At 69.5% G+C, this 17,642-nt stretch carries 14 protein-coding genes; 5 read left to right on the top strand and 9 right to left on the bottom strand.

The window, feature by feature from the left end; all coding sequences use genetic code 11:
- Positions 1–144: 144 nt before the first annotated feature.
- Positions 145–1,263 carry an asparaginase gene (locus ACS5RC_RS03810; protein ID WP_478342473.1) on the bottom strand — a complete coding sequence of 373 codons (1,119 nt, stop codon included), beginning with the start codon at positions 1,261–1,263 and terminating at the stop codon, positions 145–147.
- Between the two features lie 217 nt (positions 1,264–1,480).
- Here ACS5RC_RS03810 and ACS5RC_RS03805 point away from each other — a divergent pair, with 217 nt between their 5' ends.
- From ACS5RC_RS03805 to ACS5RC_RS03795, 3 genes are read left to right on the top strand one after another with little or no spacing between them, the layout of a single operon-like run.
- Complete coding sequence (locus ACS5RC_RS03805) at positions 1,481–2,293, top strand: hypothetical protein (RefSeq protein ID WP_478342472.1); 813 nt, start codon at positions 1,481–1,483, stop codon at positions 2,291–2,293.
- Positions 2,290–3,189 carry a ParA family protein gene (locus ACS5RC_RS03800; protein ID WP_478342471.1) on the top strand — a complete coding sequence of 300 codons (900 nt, stop codon included), beginning with the start codon at positions 2,290–2,292 and terminating at the stop codon, positions 3,187–3,189. The genes ACS5RC_RS03805 and ACS5RC_RS03800 overlap by 4 nt, the downstream gene beginning before the upstream one ends.
- Positions 3,179–3,700: a hypothetical protein gene (locus ACS5RC_RS03795; RefSeq protein ID WP_478342470.1), complete on the top strand. Its 522-nt coding sequence runs from the start codon at positions 3,179–3,181 to the stop codon at positions 3,698–3,700. The genes ACS5RC_RS03800 and ACS5RC_RS03795 overlap by 11 nt, the downstream gene beginning before the upstream one ends.
- A gap of 105 nt (positions 3,701–3,805) precedes the next feature.
- Here the strand turns inward: ACS5RC_RS03795 and groL are convergent, their stop codons facing one another.
- Positions 3,806–5,449, bottom strand: a complete 1,644-nt coding sequence (groL, locus tag ACS5RC_RS03790; protein WP_478342469.1) for a chaperonin GroEL — start codon at positions 5,447–5,449, stop codon at positions 3,806–3,808.
- Positions 5,450–5,552: 103 nt separating this feature from the next.
- A complete protein-coding gene (gene groES, locus ACS5RC_RS03785) occupies positions 5,553–5,840 on the bottom strand; it encodes a co-chaperone GroES (RefSeq protein ID WP_055886789.1) in 288 nt (95 codons plus the stop codon).
- 215 nt (positions 5,841–6,055) lie between these two features.
- Between groES and ACS5RC_RS03780 the strand changes: the two genes are divergently transcribed.
- The gene (locus ACS5RC_RS03780; protein ID WP_478342468.1) at positions 6,056–7,051 is read left to right on the top strand and encodes a CorA family divalent cation transporter; all 996 of its coding nucleotides are present in this window, start codon (positions 6,056–6,058) and stop codon (positions 7,049–7,051) included.
- 30 nt (positions 7,052–7,081) lie between these two features.
- Here the strand turns inward: ACS5RC_RS03780 and ACS5RC_RS03775 are convergent, their stop codons facing one another.
- The 4 genes from ACS5RC_RS03775 to ACS5RC_RS03760 all read right to left on the bottom strand — a co-directional run bounded on the left by ACS5RC_RS03775 (position 7,082) and on the right by ACS5RC_RS03760 (position 13,693).
- A complete protein-coding gene (locus tag ACS5RC_RS03775) occupies positions 7,082–7,927 on the bottom strand; it encodes an outer membrane protein (RefSeq protein WP_478342467.1) in 846 nt (281 codons plus the stop codon).
- Positions 7,928–8,213: 286 nt separating this feature from the next.
- Positions 8,214–9,152 carry an outer membrane protein gene (locus ACS5RC_RS03770; protein WP_478342466.1) on the bottom strand — a complete coding sequence of 313 codons (939 nt, stop codon included), beginning with the start codon at positions 9,150–9,152 and terminating at the stop codon, positions 8,214–8,216.
- Between the two features lie 287 nt (positions 9,153–9,439).
- Complete coding sequence (locus ACS5RC_RS03765) at positions 9,440–12,556, bottom strand: diguanylate cyclase domain-containing protein (RefSeq protein WP_478342465.1); 3,117 nt, start codon at positions 12,554–12,556, stop codon at positions 9,440–9,442.
- A gap of 135 nt (positions 12,557–12,691) precedes the next feature.
- The gene (locus tag ACS5RC_RS03760) at positions 12,692–13,693 is read right to left on the bottom strand and encodes a PAS domain-containing protein (RefSeq protein ID WP_478342464.1); all 1,002 of its coding nucleotides are present in this window, start codon (positions 13,691–13,693) and stop codon (positions 12,692–12,694) included.
- 190 nt (positions 13,694–13,883) lie between these two features.
- Between ACS5RC_RS03760 and ACS5RC_RS03755 the strand changes: the two genes are divergently transcribed.
- The gene (locus ACS5RC_RS03755) at positions 13,884–15,302 is read left to right on the top strand and encodes a lipopolysaccharide biosynthesis protein (protein WP_478342463.1); all 1,419 of its coding nucleotides are present in this window, start codon (positions 13,884–13,886) and stop codon (positions 15,300–15,302) included.
- A 60-nt stretch (positions 15,303–15,362) separates the two neighbouring features.
- On the opposite strand, the gene ACS5RC_RS03750 is transcribed toward ACS5RC_RS03755, so the two are convergent.
- Complete coding sequence (locus ACS5RC_RS03750) at positions 15,363–16,529, bottom strand: GNAT family N-acetyltransferase (RefSeq protein ID WP_478342462.1); 1,167 nt, start codon at positions 16,527–16,529, stop codon at positions 15,363–15,365.
- Between the two features lie 10 nt (positions 16,530–16,539).
- Complete coding sequence (locus ACS5RC_RS03745; RefSeq protein WP_478342461.1) at positions 16,540–17,487, bottom strand: hypothetical protein; 948 nt, start codon at positions 17,485–17,487, stop codon at positions 16,540–16,542.
- Between the last annotated feature and the right edge of the window lie 155 nt (positions 17,488–17,642).

The following is a 17,642-nucleotide window of genomic DNA, read 5'->3' as shown; positions in this document are numbered from 1 at the left end:
CGTTCTAGGGCGCGAGACGCGCTCTGTAAACGTTTTCAAAATTCATCGTCGGATGGAGACGGTCGCAAGGATCGGACCGGTCCGGAGATGCGCGCAGCCGGAAGCCCGAGCGGACGCCGCGCCGCGATCCCGCTCGCCCGCGTCTCAATATTCCCAGAAGATCCGCTGCAGTTCCTTAGTGTCGCTGGTCTTGGTCAGCGCCACCGCCGTGAGGATCTTGGCCTTCTGCGGATTCAGGTCGTGGGCCACCACCCAGTCGTACTTGTCGTCGGGCTGCTCGGCGTTCCGCAGCACGAAGCCGTCCCCGACGCGGGAGGAGCGCACGATCAGGGTGCCCTTTGACCGGAGGTCCTTCAGGGTGTCGACAAGATAGCCCGGCACGGAGCCGTTGCCGGTACCCGCGTTGACGATCGCCTTGGCGCCCGCAGTCACCGCCGCCGTGTAGGCCCCCGGAAACATGTTGCCCGAGCCGTAGACGATCGCCACGAGCGGCAGGCTGTCGATCGTGTCGATGTCGAATTCCGAGTTCGTGTTGTGCCGCTTGGCGAGACTGCGGAAGAAATAGGTCTTGCCCTCGACCACCATGCCGAGTGGTCCCCACTGGCTGAAGAATGCGCTCGGGACGATGTTCGTCCGCTTGGTGACATCCCGTCCCGCCTGAATCTGGTCGTTCATGGTGACGAGGACGCCCTTGCCCACCGCCTCCTTGGAGCCCGCCGTGGTCACCGCGTCGAGGAGGTTCAGGGCGCCGTCGGCCGAGATCGCGGTGGAGGGCCGCATCGAGCCCACCACCACGATCGGCTTGTCGCTCTTGACCACGAGGTCGAGGAAGAAGGCCGTCTCCTCAAGGGTGTCGGTGCCGTGGGTGATCACCACGCCGTCGACATCGTCCTGCTTCAGCAGCGCCGAGACGCGCTTGCCGAGTTGGACGAGTTGGGCGTCGGTGAAGCTCTCGGAGGCGATCTGGAAGACCTGCTCGCCGCGCACGTTCGCAACATCGGCGATGGCCGGCACCGCGGCGATCAGCTTGTCCACCGGCACCTTGGCCGCCTGGTAGGTCGCGCTGTTGGCGGCATCCGCGCCGGCGCCCGCGATGGTGCCGCCGGTCGCGAGGATGACCACGTTCGGCTTACGCGCGGCCTGCCCCGCGGCGGCGTCCGGCATCTCGCGAGCGCAGGCGGGACCGAGCGGCAGGGCCGTGACGGCGAGGGCTGCCAGCGCGGCGGCCCGCGCGAGATGCAGGCCGGAACGGGTTCGATGCATCGGATGTCCTTGGGGTCTCGAAGACTCGGAGCGGATCGTAGGCCTCGTGTCCGCGGAGGCAAGTCGGGGACCAGAAGCGCAGCGCGACGCTGTCAGGGTGGCGCAGGCGCTGGCCTGGGCGCGGGCAGAGCGAACGCGGAACGCTTGCCTTCCGGGATGCCAACTTTAGGTAGGGGACCTGCGGACCGAAACGTGTCCGCGGCTCGGGAACTGACAGGTGGGTGCAGGTACGACGGGTGATCTCGAGGCCCAGATTCTCGCCTTGCTGCCCGGAGACAGCACGCCGGTGCTCAACCGTGTGATGCGCGTGATGCTGACGCGGGAACGGCGCCGACTCGTCGGACAGGACGAATATTTCGAGGCCCGCGACCGGTTGCTCGGCCGGGGCCGGATCGGGCGCCTGCGCGGCCAGGGCGGACAGATCTTCCTCGTGCCCGAGCAGGCAGCGCCGGATGCCGTGCCGCCACCCGCCCAGAAGGAGCCCGAGCGCTGGTCGGAAGCGGCCTTGATGGAGCCGCTTCGGCGCTACCTCGAGGGCGGCTTCGCCAAGGGACTTGATGTCGGCGAGGGTTGCACGATCGTGCAGGACACCTCGCTGCGCGGACCGCGCCAAGGGCTTTGGGCGCGGCCGGATTTCATCGTCGTCTCCGCCATGCGCTTCCGGCTGCTGCCGGGCCTGCAGGTCGACGTGCATGCCTTCGAGCTCAAGACCGAAACGGGCGGCACGGTCCTGGCGGTGCACGAGGCGCTCGCGCAGACGCGCTTCACCCATTTCGGCCATCTCGTCTGGCACCTTCCGACGGGCTCCCGGGCGGAAGCGCGGCTCGCCGAGATCGAGGCGCATTGCGCAGCCCACGGGATCGGCCTGATCCGCCTGCGCGATCCGACGACACCCGAAGGTACCGAGATCCTGGTCGATCCGCGCCGCACGGTCACACGTCCGGCCGTGATCGATGGCTTCCTGGAATCTCGGCTGTCGGCTGAGAATCGCATGCGGCTCGAAGCTGTCGTCAGAGAGGTTCGCCGGTGAGCGGGAAGCTAATTGCGGTCGCCAACATGAAGGGCGGCGTCGGCAAGACCACCACCGTGGTCATGTTGGCCGAAGCGCTGGCGGCGGACGGCGGGCGGGTGCTCGTGGTCGATCTGGATCCGCAGGCCAGCGCGTCGATCTGCTTCACGGGCGATGCCATCCTCGCCGAGATGATCGAGTCTGGACAGACCCTCGATCACTATCTCGGTCTGCGCATCGTCGACCGGGCCAAAGGGGTCCTGCCGGACTTCATCCGTCCACACGTGAGCAGCACGACCCACCTCAACGAGCCGCTCGATATCGCATTGCTGGCCTCTGGGCCGGACCTGCGCATCGTCGAGCGCGAGATCATCTACGCGCTGACCAAGCGCAAGTTCTCGATGCACGCCATCGAGGGCCATCTGTGGACGTTGTTCCAGGACGATTTCCTGCCCCTGCGCGAAAGCTACGATTACGTCCTGTTCGATTGTGCCCCTGGCATCTCGCCGATGACGGAGGTCGCGATCCGCGCCAGCGATCTGGTGGTCGTGGCCTGCATCTCGGACTTCCTCTCGACCTACGGGCTGAAGGCCTTCTACCGGATGATCTGGAGCAGCCCTGGTGGCACCTCGAGCATGCTCGCGCCCAAGCGTCCGCCGCATGTGCTGATCACGCGCTGGCAAGAAACCAATCTTCAGCGCCGAACCTACGACGTCCTTCGCGTCGGGGCCGACGCCGAAAGCGCCGGATACCGGCTGTTCCATACCCGGGTCCGGCAATCGGCGGCGCTCGCGAACGCACTGACGAAAGAGTTCGTGACGTTCACCAACAAATACAGAGATCCGGCTCACGATCTCATCGGCGAGACGATCGTGCCACTGGTGGCGGAATTGAGGGAGGCTCTGAATGGCGCTTAAACTCGACGGCCTCGCGGTGCTGCGGGCCATGCTCTCGGCGCCCGCAGCCTTCCCGACCATTCAAGCCGACCTCACCAGGGCGGCCGGGACCCTCGCGGCGAAGCAGTTGAAGGCCCCGAAGCTCGACATGTCGGGACTGCGTGGCGTCCGCGACGCCTTCGGCCACGATACCTTCGCGCTGGTGATCGAGAGCCTGAAGGACACGGAGATCAAGACGATCGTCGGGCGGCTCGACAAGCATCACCCTGAGATGAAGGCTGCAAGCGCGGTGGAGCGCCGCCGCCATCTCCTCGCGCTGGCCGACGGCGCCGAGCCGGCTCCGAAAGCCGCCAAGGCCAGGAAGGCGGCGGCAGATTCACCCACGGGAAAACCCGCTACGGCACCCCGGGCCTCGCGCGCAAGGGTGCCGAAAGCGGCCGAGGCAATTTCGCCGCGGGATGGCAGCGGTGCGCTCGACTCCGCCGCGATGGCGGCGATCTCACCGCGACGCCGCAAGCGGGAGGAGACCTGAGACGCCCGTGTGGATTTCGGCGTCCGCGTCGGATCCTCGATGGCACCAACGAAAAAGGGGCCGCCCTGCGGCGACCCCTCTTCCGTACCGTGATGGGGAATGGACTTAGAAGTCCATGCCGCCCATGCCGCCGCCGCCCGGCATCGGGGGGGCGCCGCTGTCCTTCTTCGGAGCGTCGGCCACCATCGCCTCGGTGGTGACGAGGAGGCCGGCGACCGAGGCCGCATCCTGCAGGGCGGTGCGCACGACCTTGGCCGGGTCGACGATGCCGGCCTGGATCATGTCGACGTACTCTTCGGTCTGGGCGTTGAAGCCGAAGGTCTCGGAGCCGGTGTTGTCGGTGATCTTGCCGACAACGATCGAGCCCTCGACGCCCGCGTTCTGGGCGATCTGACGGATCGGGGCCTCGAGCGCCTTGAGGACGATCTTGATGCCCGCCTGCACGTCCGGAATCTCGGACTTCAGCTGGGCGACCGCCTTCTTGGCCAGCAGCAGCGCGACGCCGCCGCCCGGGACGATGCCTTCCTCGACCGCCGCGCGGGTGGCGTTGAGGGCGTCGTCGACGCGATCCTTCTTCTCCTTGACCTCGACCTCGGTCGCGCCGCCGACGCGGATCACCGCGACGCCGCCCGCGAGCTTGGCCAGACGCTCCTGCAGCTTCTCACGGTCGTAGTCCGAGGTGGTCTCCTCGATCTGCGCCTTGATCTGCGCGACGCGGGCCTCGATGTCCGCCTTCTCGCCGGTGCCGTCGATGATCGTGGTGTTCTCCTTCTCGATGCGCACGCGCTTGGCGCGGCCGAGCATGGGGAGCGACACGTTCTCGAGCTTGATGCCGAGGTCCTCGGCGATCATCTGGCCCTTGGTGAGGACGGCGATGTCCTCGAGCATCGCCTTGCGGCGATCACCGAAGCCCGGCGCCTTCACGGCCGCGACCTTGAGGCCGCCGCGGAGCTTGTTTACCACGAGGGTGGCCAGCGCCTCGCCCTCGATGTCCTCGGCGATGATCAGGAGCGGCTTGCCGGTCTGCACCACGGCCTCGAGCACGGGCAGCATGGCCTGGAGCGAGGAGAGCTTCTTCTCGTGGATGAGGATGTAGGGATCCTCGAGCTCGGCGACCATCTTCTCCGCGTTCGTGATGAAGTACGGGGAGAGGTAGCCGCGGTCGAACTGCATGCCCTCGACGACGTCGAGTTCGGTCTCGGCGGTCTTGGCCTCCTCGACCGTGATGACGCCCTCGTTGCCCACCTTCTGCATGGCGTGGGCGATCATCTCGCCGATCTCCTTGTCGCCGTTGGCGGAGATCGTTCCGACCTGGGCGACCTCGTCGGAGGAGGCGACCTTCTTGGCGCGGGCGATGATGTCCTTCACGGCCGCGGCGGTGGCGATGTCGATGCCGCGCTTGAGGTCCATCGGGTTGATGCCGGCAGCGACGAACTTGGCGCCCTCGCGCACGATGGCCTGGGCCAGCACGGTCGCGGTGGTGGTGCCGTCGCCCGCGATGTCGTTGGTCTTCGAGGCCACTTCGCGCACCATCTGGGCGCCCATGTTCTCGAACTTGTCGGCGAGCTCGATCTCCTTGGCGACCGTGACACCGTCCTTGGTGATGCGGGGCGCGCCGAAGCTCTTCTCGATCACGACGTTGCGGCCCTTCGGGCCGAGCGTCACCTTCACCGCATCCGCGAGGATGTCGACGCCGCGCAGCATCTTGTCGCGCGCGTCAGCGGAGAAACGAACGTCTTTCGCTGCCATGTGCTGGCTTCCTTATAGCTGGAGGTCTGGTTAAGTACCCCAAGGTCCGCGCCGGACATCCGGCCGGCCTCGAAGGGCGGTGCGGATCGCGGGATCGGCGCCCTTAGGCGACGACGCCCATGATGTCGGATTCCTTCATGATCAGGAGGTCCTGACCATCGATCTTCACCTCGGTGCCGGACCACTTGCCGAACAGGACGCGGTCGCCGGCCTTGACGTCGAGCGCGTTGATGCGGCCGGCCTCGTCGCGGGCGCCCGGACCGACGGCGACGATCTCGCCTTCCTGCGGCTTCTCCTTGGCGGTGTCCGGGATGATGATGCCGCCCTTCGTCTTCTCCTCGCCCTCGATACGGCGGACGACGACGCGGTCGTGCAGCGGACGGAACTTCATGAGCTGCCCTCTTGCTTCAAAACTGAAAGTGGCGTTGATGCGGCGCGCGTCGCCGCCTTCGAGCCGGTCGGTTAGCACTCGCATGCGGTGAGTGCTAACCGTCGCCGGGCAGATAGCCTTGGGTGCCCGAGGAGTCAAGTCTGTCGCACCCTTTCGCGACGGCTGTGCGTCGGGTTCCGGACCCCCCTCCCCCTTCCGATCGAGACCGTTTCCCCATGCTGACGCTGCACGGACCGGAAGGCATGCTCGCTGCAGCTGAGGCCGGATCGGGCGGAGAGCTGCCGCCGGGGGCAGTGTGGATCGATCTGAACGACCCAAGCGCCGCGGAGGCGGAGGCCGTCGAGGCGGCGACCGGGATCCGGATCCCGTCCCGCACGGCGCTGAGCGAGGTGGAATCGTCGAGCCGCCTGCGCCGGCTCAAGACCGGCCTCTCGCTCTCGACGCCGATGATCACCTTCGAGCAGGCTGATTCCCAGCTCAAGCCGCTCGGGTTCCTGCTGACCGCGGACCATCTCGTCACGATCCGCTTCCACGAGTTGCGCGCCTTCGAGGCGGCCAACAAGCGGCTCGCGGAGGGCGAGCGGGCCGCGACCAGCACCGAGACCTTCCTGCTGCTGATCGAGGAGCTCGTCGACAGCCTCGCGGATGCCCTTGAGGACATGGGCGCCGACCTCGACACCCTGTCGACCCGCATCTTCGACTTCGACGTGCGGGCCACACGCAGCCGCAACGCCGACGCGCCGCCGCGCCGCCGGGACCTCGCGCTACGGCGGATCCTGCGGGGCATCGCGCGGCGCGGCAAGGCGCTCGGCAAGATCCGCGCGAGCCTGCTCGGGCTCGAGCGCATCGTGCCGTTCGTGGCCGGAGCCTGCGAGGGTCTGCTGCAGCAGGAGGAGGATGCCCGCTTCGAGACGATCCGGCGGGACATCGAATCGCTCGACGAGTTCGAGACGCGGCTGTCGGAGAACGTTCAGTTCCTGCTCGACGCGGCTCTGGGCCTCATCAACATCGAGCAGAACAACGTCTTCCGAGTGCTGACCGTGGTCTCGGTCGTCGGCGTGCCGCCGACGCTGATCGCCTCGATGTACGGCATGAACTTCAAGCACATGCCGGAGCTCGACTGGACCTACGGCTACCCCTACGCGCTCGGCCTGATCTTCCTCAGCGCGGTGGTCCCGATCCTGTATTTCCGGATCAAGGGCTGGTTCTGAAGCCCTCGATCCGGTGCCACGATCCCGCCGTCAGTGGCCGTAGGCCGCCGTGCCGAGCGGCCCCGGGCCGGCGAGGCCGGAGAAGTCGTAGCGCAGGCCGACCCGGAACTCGTTGGCGGCGAGGTCCTTCAGGCGGGTGCCGTAGCCGTAGCTGTCGATCCCGGTGCGGAGCTTGCCCAGATCGACGTAGCGGTAGGCCGCATCGATGCTGACGCCGTTGCCGACCGCGTAGGACAGACCGGCCGTGAGCGCCCAGGCCAGGGAGGCCACGGACTTGGCTGGCCGAAGCACGGCCTCGCGCGGACCGACGCCCGGGGTGCCGTCGCAGCCGTCCTGGAAACAGGAGGTCTGCGTGTAGCTGCGGCTCGTGCCGACATTGGCTACGCCGACGCCGCCGCCGATATAGGGCGTCAGCCCCCACCAAGTGCCGAGATCGGCGTAGACGTTGACGAGCCCGGTCAGCACGTCGGCGCGGCCCGTCTCGATGTTGCCGCCGGTGGCGAAGCTCGAGCGCGAGGAGAACAGGCTGAACCGGCTCGGGCCCCGGTAATCGACGGTGGCGTCGGCGCGCAGCCAGGGCGTGAAGCGGTAGCCGACGCCGCCGCCGTAGCCGGCCGTGTCGTTGAGACGGACGCCGACGAGGGGCGGCACGCCCGGATCGTTCGGGTCGGGCCGGGTGTCGTCGCGGGGCCGGCCGTAGAAGGACTCGGTGAAATCGCCGCGCAGGTACCAGCCCGAGCCGATCTCGACCGGGGCGACCTCCGGCGGCGGGGGCGGCGGGGGCAGGCTCGGCAGCAGGTCGGCGGCGCGGGCCTGTCCGATGCCGCCCACGGCGAGGAGCACGGCGCAGGCCGGCAGGAATCTGAACGCAACCATCAAGTCGTCCCCACGCTCTGAGCGCCCCGGAGCCCTTGGCCCGATCAGGCGACCGACAGTCGGAGAATTCGCGGACGCCCCGGGGGCGACCTCAGGCGAGACTGATCCACAAAGGTTAGGAAGCACTTAACCCTAACGCCAAGGTGCCGGGGCAGCGACGCCCACAACCCTGCCGGGCACCCCCGCCCGCCGGCCCGGAAGGCGCGAAGGCCGAAGGTCCGACAAACGCGAAGGGCGGCGCGGGGATGCCCCGCTCCGCCCTTCGATCGTGCCGGATCGGATCGGATCAGTACTTGCGCACCAGCGGGCCGGGCGGCGGCGCGGGCGGGACGTACTCGGGCGCCAGCGGCGGCAGCGGCGCGGCGAAGCCGCCAAGCAGGTAGCGCAGGCCGATCTTGATGTCGTGCGCCTCGAGGTTCTTGACCTTCATCGGGGTCAGGGTCTCGCCGCAGAAGCAGTTCAGCACGCCGGTCTGCGCGTGACCGAGATTGAGGTAGCGATAGGCGAGCTCGACCTTGAAGTTCGGGGTCACGTCATAGGCGAGACCGGCATGGAGCGCCCAGGCGAGGCTCGCCTTGGACTGGTCCTTGTAGGCGCCGAGGCTCGCGCCACCGATGCTCTTGCTGGAGCCGTCGTCGTAGGTGAACGTCGTCTTGGTGATGCCGGCATCCGAGAAGCCGTTGAGGTAGTTGAAGGCGACACCGACGCCCGCACCGATGAAGGGTGTCACGCCGTAGTAATGACCAAGATCTGCATAGACGTTGGCAAGCACAACGGCGGAGTCGAAGTGGCCGTTCGTGGTGTTGTAGTTGCGGCCCTTGGCGTTGTAGCAGGCGTTGCCCGAGTTGTCGTCGCAGCCCGAGTAACCGAAGTCGCTGTAGCTGTTCAGCCGCAGGCTGGTGGAGCGGTACTCGCCGGTGACGTCGGCGCGCAGGAAGCCGTTGAACTGATAGCCGACGCCGACGCCGGCCAGCACGCCGGTGCCCTGCGAGGCGCCGAAGAAGTTCAGGCTCTTGTCGTCCGGCACGTCGTAGTGGGGGTGCTGGGTGATGCTGGCGCCGACGTCGCCGCGCAGGTACCAGCCGCCGCCGACCTCGATGGGCGGCGGCAGGGGCTCGGGCATCGGGGGCGGCAGCAGATCCGCGGCTTGTGCGAGGCACGGCGTCCCGACGCTCGCAGCGAGCGTGAGGGAGCGCGCCAAGGCAAAGAGCTTGGAGCGGGCCATTAACGTTTCCTTCACTCGGATTAGCGCCGGAAGCAGCTCACCGGCTCCTTGGATCACCTCAGGCATCGTGCCTATGAAGTCTTAAGCCGAGCTTAACGTTAAATATTAGGGTTGCGGCGGCACCGACCATGTTGAGGGCATGACCGCTCGGCGCGAAACCGGGCGATCACTCTCGGCAGATCTTGGGACGGGCCCCACGGCAGACCTGGGAGGCGCTTTCGCGGGGCCGTTCGCGTTCCACGGCCATGGGTCCGGCGCCGCCTCCTGGACTTCGACGCAATCCGGCCTCAGGCCGATCTGCGCAGGGCCCGCGGCGGCGGCACCACGCGACGGGCGGCCAAGAACTCCGGGACCGCCGCGCCCGGCATGGGCTTGGCGTAGTGGTAGCCCTGGGCGTAGTCGCAGCCGAGCGCCCGCAGGCGCTCCACCTGGCCCGCCGTCTCGACGCCCTCGGCGGTGACCTGCATGCCGAGGCTGCGCCCGAGCCCGATCACGGCGGCGACGATGGCGGCGTCGTCGCGGTCCTGCTCCATGTTGCGCACGAAGCTCTGATCGACCTTGATGTGACCCACCGGGAATTGCTTGAGGTGGGTGAGCGAGGCGTAGCCCGTCCCGAAATCGTCGAGCGTGACCAGGATCCCGCTATCGTGCAGCCGCCGCAGGGTCGTCGGCACGCCGTCGGCCCCCGTGCCGAGGAACACCGTCTCGGTCACCTCCAACTCGAGCTGCGCGGGCGGTACGTCGGCGGCGGCGAGCGTGGCGAGGATGCGCTCCGCGAGGTCCGGGTTGCGGAACTCGGCCGAGGACACGTTCACCGCGACCCGGCCGATACCGAGGCCGCGCCAGGCGCTGAGATCGGCGGCGACCTGGCGCACCAGGGTCTCGCCGATGGCATTGGCGAGATCGGGATCCTCGAACACGGCGCAGAACACGCCCGGCGTCAGCACGCCGCGCACGGGATGGATCCAGCGGGCGAGCGCCTCGAACCCGTCGATCCGCCCGGTCGCGAGGCAGACCTTGGGCTGGTAGAACGGCACGATGTGGCCGGCCTGCAGCGCCGTGCGGAACTCCGCGCCGAGGGTGACGCGCCGCTCGGTCTCGGCCCGCATCTCCGGGGTGAACACCGTCGCCCGGTTCCGGCCGCCGGTCTTGGCGCGGAACAGGGCCGCGTGCGCGTCCTTCATCAGCTCCTGCGGCCGGTCGTGGTGATCGGGATAGGCCGCGATGCCGATGCTGGCCCGGCAGGTCAGGGTGCGCCCCTGATAGGGGAAGGGCCGGCTGAAGCGCTCCCGCAGGGCGTCGGCGTGGGCGACGGCCCCGGCGAGCCCCTCCGGCGCGGCGAGCAGCAGGGCGAACTCGTCGCCGCCGAGGCGCGCCGCGAGGTCGTCCGGGCCGAGGCCTTCGGCGAGCCGGGCCGCCGCCTCGATCAGGATCGCGTCGCCGGCATCCTGGCCGAAGGCGTCGTTCACGTCCTGGAACAGGTCGAGGTCGACGAGCACCAGGGCTAGGCCGGAGCCGTCGCGGCCCGCCGCGGCGAGGCCGGCATCGAGGCGCTGCTGGAACAGGCGCCGGTTCGGCAGGCCCGTGAGGACATCGTGGTGGGCGGCCTGCCAAGCCCGCTCCTCGGCGAGCTTGCGCTCAGTGATGTCGAAGGTGATGCCGACGATGCGCTCGCGGCCGAACTTCTCGGCGCACGAGCGCAGCCACCGCATCGGCCCCTCAGGCGGCTGGTAGCGAAACTCCATATGGCCGCGCCCGTCGGAGCCGTCGAAGAAGGAGGCCATCCGATTCTGGTCGTCCGGGTGGACGCGGGCGAAGAAGCCTGTCCCGAGCGCGGTATCGGCCCCGAGGATCTCGCCCGCGTTCCCCGACTGGGTGCTGATCCCGGTGCGCAGATCGTGCTCCCAGGCGACCATCTGCCCGGCGCGCAGGAGCAGGTCCAGGCGCTCGGCCTCGGTCCGCTCCGGGCCATTCCGCTGGTGGGTGAGGGAGCAGGGCGCCGCAACCGGGGAGACGGAGCGTTCGGGAGCAGCGATGCCCTCGGCGAAGCGGAAGGTGTTCCGGCCCGCCGCCTTGGCGCCGTAGAGCGCCCGGTCGGCGCAGGCGAGCAGCCCGCGCCGGTCCAGGCCGTTCGCGGGGGCGAGCGCGATCCCGATGCTGACGCCGATGCAAGCCGGGTGGCCGTCGAGGTCGATCGGCCGAGCGATCGCGGCGATCAGGCGCTCGGCGAGGAGCGCGGCGTCCTGAGCCCGGGCGCAGCCGGTCTGCAGGATGACGAACTCGTCGCCCCCGACTCGAGCCACGGTGTCCCCGGTCCGCAGGAGGGCGCGCAGGCGCTCCGCGACGGTGCGCAGGAGAGCGTCCCCCGCAAGGTGCCCGAGCGTGTCGTTGATCGGCTTGAAGCGGTCGAGATCCAGGCAGAGCAACCCGAAGCCCTCTGCCCGGCCAGCGCGCTCGATCGCGCGGTCGAGCTCGACGTCCAGAAAGGCGCGGTTCGGCAGGCCGGTGAGCGGGTCGTGATGGGCCATATGCACCATCTGCTCCTCGTCCGCCTTGCGCTGCGCGATATCGCGCACCGCGGCGACATAACCGCTGGGCCGCCCGGTCGCGGCATCGTAGGCCAGCCCGAACGAGACCTCGGTCCAGATCCACGCGCCGTTCTTGTGGCGGTAGCGCTGCTGCGTGACCGCGCGGGTGAGGCGGCCGTCCTTCACGTGTTGCAGAAGGCGGGCGTAGGCCGGCGCGTCGTCGGGATGCACGCCGTCGATCGGCCGGGTACCGACGAGCTCCTCCGGCCGGTAGCCGAGCAGGCTCACGCTCGCGGGGGAGACGTAGCGGCGCGTCCCGTCGAGATCGCAGCGGGTGATCATGTCGGTGGTGTTCTCGGCAAGCAGCCGGAAATTCGCGCCGCTCTCGCGCGCAGCCCACTCGGCGCGCCTAGCCTTCATCTGCGCCACCACGATCCGCGCGAGGTCCTGGAGTTGGGCGCGATCCTCCGTTGAGAATCGGCGCGGCCGCGTGTCGGCAACGCAGAGGGTCCCGAGCCGCAGACCGGGCCCGGCGATGAGCGGCGCGCCGGCGTAGAAGCGGATACCCGGATCCCTGGTCACCAGGGGACTGTCGCAGAAGCGCGGGTCGCGGCTGGCGTCGGCGACGACGAAGACCGCATCCGAGCGGATCGCATGGGTGCAGAACGAGACCGCGCGGGGCGTGCCCGCGAGTTCCGTTCCGGCACGGGCGACGAAGGTCTGGGTCTCGGACTCGACGAGGGAGATCAGGGCGATCGGCATGCCGAACAGCGCGCGGGCCGTCCGCACCAGGGCGTCGAATTCGGCATTGCGCGGCGAGCCGGGCGGGGCCAGCTCGCGCAGGGCCTCGAGCCGCTCCGCGTCTTCGGTCTGCACGCACTCCATCGGGTCCGACGCGTCCTTGGGCTGATCTTGGGACGGCGCGGCGGGCCGCCAGGATCGCGCCAGGATCCGCGCGGGGTCTTAACGTCTGTTACAGCTCTGGGTCGTGCGACGGGATCGGTGCACAATCTAACGGTTAGGAATCGCGTGCTCGGCTCCCAACGGGCCCCGCGAGCTGCTCGCCCCAGGCCGTTCGCCGATCAGCAGCCCGAGCCGTTCCAGCCCGTCGGACAGCTGCCGGACCTCGGAGCTGCGGAGGATACGGATCCGCTCCTCCTCGGCGCGGCTGTTGCGGAGGATCTCGTAGATGGTGCCGAGGCGGCGGGCCGCTGCGAGCCCATCGACCGGACGGGTCGACAGGCCGGATGGGCCGATCTCGGGCGGTGCCGCCTGATCGATCACGGTCCCGATCCAGCCCCGGACCGAGCCGTCCGGGTTCTCCTGCGGCACCCCGCGGGTCAGCATCCAGCGATAGCTTCCGTCGAGATGCAGCACCCGGAACGGGATCTCCACCGGCTCGCCCGCCCGGCGCGCGACGGCCCACAGGTCGAGCGTCCGACCGCGGTCGTCCGGATGGATCGCGTCGAGCCAGCCGTCCCCGCTGAACACCTCCGGCTCCTGACCGGTGCGCTCGGTCCAGCCGAGGCTCCAGGTGACGGCGCCGTCGGGGCCTGCCCGCCACTCGACCACGGCGCTCGCGACCACGCGGGCGAGATGGCGCCGCTCGCTCTCGTGCAGGAGGTCGTCGCGGATCGCCCCGCTCCCCAGTCCGGAGGCCGGAGCCGCGAGCGGGAAGCGGCGGAAGACCGGCTCGTAGCGGCCGAGCGGCAAGTCCACGTGCACCCGGAGAGCACATCCGGGCTCCTCGTAGATCGTCCGCAGGGCCTGGCGCAGGCGGCGCGCCTCGACGCGCACGATGGCATCGGCGACCGGATCGAAATCGGTTCCGCGTCCGAGGGCCTGGGTCGCGATGGTGTAGGCCTTGAGAAGATTCCCGCGGCCCGCGAGGCTCTCCTCCACGATGTAGTCCAGGAAGGCGGACAGCTTCGGGGACTTGCTGAAGGCCGCGTGCGTCAGCAGCGTGCGAACCGCACGCCGGATCTCGGTCCCCCCGATCGATCTGCGCTCCATGACGGCCGCCTTGATTCGCCCCGGCTCATCGCCCTCTTCCGTACCACAACCACTGGTAGATTAAGAGGGCGATAAGGACCAGGAGTCGCGCCGGCGATCGCGTTTCCGCACCCGGCTTCACGGCTTGGTGAGGGGATCGCCGTATGGGGAGAGTCCGGCGCCGCTCGCGCCGCGAAACCGGGAGCCCACCGTGCTGTTGTCTCGCACGCTCCGCTATCTGCCGGCCCAGGTGATGGGACCGGTCGCCCAGTTCGCGGCGGTCGTCGTGTGGACGCACCTGCTCCCGCCGGGCGCCTTCGGCACGGTGGCGCTGATCATGGCCCTGCAGGAGCTCGTGTTCCAGCTCTGCCTGTCGTGGTGGTCGTCCTACGTCCTGCGCTTCGCCGCCACGATCGGGCTCGCGGAGCGCGGCGGCCTCGCCGCGCACGAGAACGCCACGCTGCTCGTCAGCTCCGTCCTGCAGATCGTGATGACGTGGCTGATCCTCGCCTTCGGCGAGACGCCGCCGAGCGCCGGCCTCGTCGCCGCGGCCATCGCCTACACGGTCACCCGCTGCCTGACCGCCCACATCGCGGAGCGGGCGCGGGCATCGCAGGCGATCGGCCTCTACACCCTGGCGCAGACGGCCGGTCCGGTCCTCGGGCTCGTCCTGGCGGTCGCCCTCGTCCTGCGCGAGCCCTCCGCCGCCGCCGTGCTCGCGGGTTTCGCGACGGCGCAGATCCTGGTGCTGCCCCTGCTCTGGCGGGCGGTGATCCCCTCCCTGTCGGTGTCGCCCGACTGGGCGGTGACGCGCCGCGCCTTCGCCTTCAGCCTGCCGCTGGTCGTCAGCGGGGCCATCGGCTGGGCCACCGTCAACGGCATCCGGGTGATCGTGGAGCACATGCAGGGGGCCGCCGCGGTGGGCCTGCTGTCGGTCGGCTGGGGCCTCGGGCAGCGCCTGCTGTCGGTCGCGGCCATGCTGGTGACCGCGGCGGCCTTCCCGATCGCGGTCGAGCGCATGGTGCAGGCGGGCCCGGCCGCGGCCTATTCGCAGGTCGCGCGCAACGGGATTCTCGTCCTGGCCGTGACGGTCCCGGCAACGGCCGGCATCGTCTGGCTGACTCCGCCCCTCGTCGAGCTGTTCATCGGCGCGGAGTTCCGCGCCGTCACGGCGATCGTGCTGCCGATCGCGGCGATCGCGGCGGCGATCCGCAACATCCGGGTGCACTGCGCCGATCAGGTCTTCCTGCTCGCCGAGAAGACGGGGTTCCTGCTCATGGTCAACGCGGTGGAGGCGGTCGCGACGCTCGCCGCCTGCGGCATCGGCTTGATGATCGGCGGCCTGGCCGGCGCCTGCGTCGGCTGCCTGTTCGGCAGCGTCGTCGGCTTCCTGCTCTGCTTCGGCGCCGCGATGCGCGAGGGCTTCCGCTTCCCGGTCGGCGGCTTCCTGCGGATCGCGGGCGCGACGGGTCTGATGATCTGCGCGCTGGCGCTCGCCCCGATGCACCTGGCCCGGATCGAGTTGGTGCTCACCGTGGCGGGGGCGGGCAGCGTCTATCTCGCGGTGATGGCGCTGCTGTTCCACGAGCACTGGCGCGGGAGCTGGCCGCTGCGGCGCCGGGCCGCCTGACAAACCCCGCGCCGGACCGCATGGATCATCGACCCATGCGGTCCGGTGGCGAGACCGGCCTCAGGCCGGCGGCATGTCCACGGGCGCCGTACCCTTGAGCCGCGTCCGCAGGCGCACGAGAGCGGGGTGCCGCTTGGCCGCGCGGCGGGCTGCGTCGACGGCGCACGGGACCCACCCCCGCGGGGAGAGCGGCGCCATAACGGTCTTCAGCGGGACCGCCGCGACGTTGAAGCGCCGCTTGTAGGCGTATTCGCCGATGGTGAAGTCGAAGGTCCGATCACCCGCGGCGTGCAGGTGCTCCATGGTCCGGGCGATCAGGAGGCGGCCGGGCGAGGTGTTGCGCCAGGCCGGATCCCCCGTGACGGCGAGCCGGACCATCGCGTAATGGCCGGCCCGGCGCAGGCCGAACAAGGCGGCGACGACCTCGTCACCAACCGTCAGCGCCGTGAGGACCGCGGTTCCGCGCGCGAGGCCCTCCGTGAGGAGCGCGCGGTAATGGGCCGCGAGATCGGGCCGGTCGAGGATGTAGGGAGCGCCGAGCTCGGCGATGCGCTCGCGCTGGAGCCGCTCCAGGGCCTCCATCACGGGGGCCGCCTCGGCAGGCTCGGTCACGTGCCGGAAGGCCGCGCCGTCGTGCTTGCAGAACACCCGCCAGCTCCGCTCCAACTCCTTGCGGAAGGTCCGCTCCTGGCCGCGGTGGTGCGCCTCCCAGGACTCGCCCGTGCGGATGACGTTGCCGTAGAGGCTCGAGGCTTGCGCACCGGGCCAGAGCGCGGCCGGCCCCGCGACCTTCTCGAGGCGCAGGAGGTCGGCCGGCGGCAGCGCCTTGCGGACCGCCTGCGCGAGGCGCGCCCAGCCGGCCGCATCGTCCGGCGCCGCTGGCCCGAGCAGGGCCGCGTTGTAGTCGGTGATGCCGTCGTCGGCGAAGCCTACGACGCGCATCCCGCCCTCGCGGCTGAGCGTCCAGGGAAAAGCGGCTGCGATACGCCCGCCCGTCCCCTCGCGCACGGTGACGAGCAGGGGCGTGACGCCGGGGCGCCGGCCCGGATGCGCGTACCAAGCGGCGAGCCAGGGCGCGTCCTGGAACGGGGTCTCGGTCCCCGCCCGCATCAGCGGGGACCAGAGACCTTCCACGTCCGCCCAGTCCGTGGCGATCGTAACGACGTAGCGGGCAGCGGCTGCCGCACGGGACGGAGCGCCGGAGCGCAGGGCGACGGGCGTGGCCACGGCGGCCTCCTCAGGCGCCGGCCGGCGTCAGATCGACGATCTTGCCGAGCTGCGTCCGGTCGAGGCGGAAATCCACCGGCGGGCGCCCGCGCTTCGGCTGGCCCTTGGGGCTCCAGTCGCGGTTGCGCAGGGCCTTCTGCAGCACCGTCTTGGCGAGGAAGCCCGGGCCCGCGATGGACCGGCTCTTCGGGGCCATCCCGAAGCCCTCGCGCAGGATACCGTTGGCCACGTTCACGATGTGCCGGCGCCGGATCTCGTCGGTCCAGTACTCCATCGTCATCGAGATGTTCAGGCAGTCGAAGTTCTCGATCCGGTGCGGGGCATTGAGCGGCCAGTGCATCATCTGGCCGGGCTCGAGGTCCACCACCTTGGCGTACTCGTCGTACCAGGGCTGGTAGGGCACATCCATCTCGTGCCCGAACAGGGCGATGCCCTCCAAGTGCTCGGGCGCCAGGAACGGCGTGGTATTCGGATACAGATAGAGGCGCTTGCGGCCGGCGATCTGCCAGAGTGATTGGCCGGGCAGGTCGGCGTGATAGTACACCTGGGCGTTGGGCGACGAGATCAGGATACCGATCCCCTCGTTGAAGGTATCGAAGCCCGGCATCCGCCCGCGCAGCTCCGCGAAGATCTCGCTCAGCAAGTCGGCATAGGCACGGTCGACCTTGGCGACATTGCGCAGGTTGATCCAGATCCGGCCCTGCTCGATCGCGGTGATCACCTCCGCACCCGTGAGGTTCCCGATCTCGCCCTCCCGCCAGGAGCGACGCTGGCCGGGCGCGCCCATGTGAACGAGGTTGTAGTGCTTGGACGGGTAGCGCTCGATCAGCGCGGCGAGCCCATCGCGCGAGAACAGCGGCGATTCGTGAAGCCGGTGCGCGAGCCGCACGGGCTGAGTCTTCCAGAGAGCGGCGTCCTGCTCGCTCCAGGCGGTGAAGATCGGCGCATCGCTCGTCATGACATCCTCTCGGCTTGGCTTCTCGGGACACGGCGCGCTGTCTGCGCGGCCAGATCCTGCAATTCCTGTTTCGGTTCGCTCCGTTTCGATCTGGGACATCGAGACGGCCGCGTTATTCGGCTCTCGGTGACACAGCAAAGCGAGTGCCGCTTTTG

It is taken from the genome of Methylobacterium sp. HJ2 (assembly GCF_056431005.1).
The sequence above is the reverse complement of the archived record's forward strand: the minus strand, read 5'-3'. Positions and strand labels throughout refer to the sequence as shown.

Excerpts from the sequence above, each read along its gene's own strand:
- ACS5RC_RS03810 (WP_478342473.1), bottom strand. The coding sequence starts at position 1,263 with ATGCATCGAACCCGTTCCGGCCTGCATCTCGCGCGGGCCGCCGCGCTG.
- ACS5RC_RS03795 (WP_478342470.1), top strand. The coding sequence starts at position 3,179 with ATGGCGCTTAAACTCGACGGCCTCGCGGTGCTGCGGGCCATGCTCTCG.
- groL (WP_478342469.1), bottom strand. The coding sequence starts at position 5,449 with ATGGCAGCGAAAGACGTTCGTTTCTCCGCTGACGCGCGCGACAAGATG.
- groES (WP_055886789.1), bottom strand. The coding sequence starts at position 5,840 with ATGAAGTTCCGTCCGCTGCACGACCGCGTCGTCGTCCGCCGTATCGAG.
- ACS5RC_RS03780 (WP_478342468.1), top strand. The coding sequence starts at position 6,056 with ATGCTGACGCTGCACGGACCGGAAGGCATGCTCGCTGCAGCTGAGGCC.
- ACS5RC_RS03775 (WP_478342467.1), bottom strand. The coding sequence starts at position 7,927 with ATGGTTGCGTTCAGATTCCTGCCGGCCTGCGCCGTGCTCCTCGCCGTG.
- ACS5RC_RS03770 (WP_478342466.1), bottom strand. The coding sequence starts at position 9,152 with ATGGCCCGCTCCAAGCTCTTTGCCTTGGCGCGCTCCCTCACGCTCGCT.
- ACS5RC_RS03760 (WP_478342464.1), bottom strand. The coding sequence starts at position 13,693 with ATGGAGCGCAGATCGATCGGGGGGACCGAGATCCGGCGTGCGGTTCGC.
- ACS5RC_RS03745 (WP_478342461.1), bottom strand. The coding sequence starts at position 17,487 with ATGACGAGCGATGCGCCGATCTTCACCGCCTGGAGCGAGCAGGACGCC.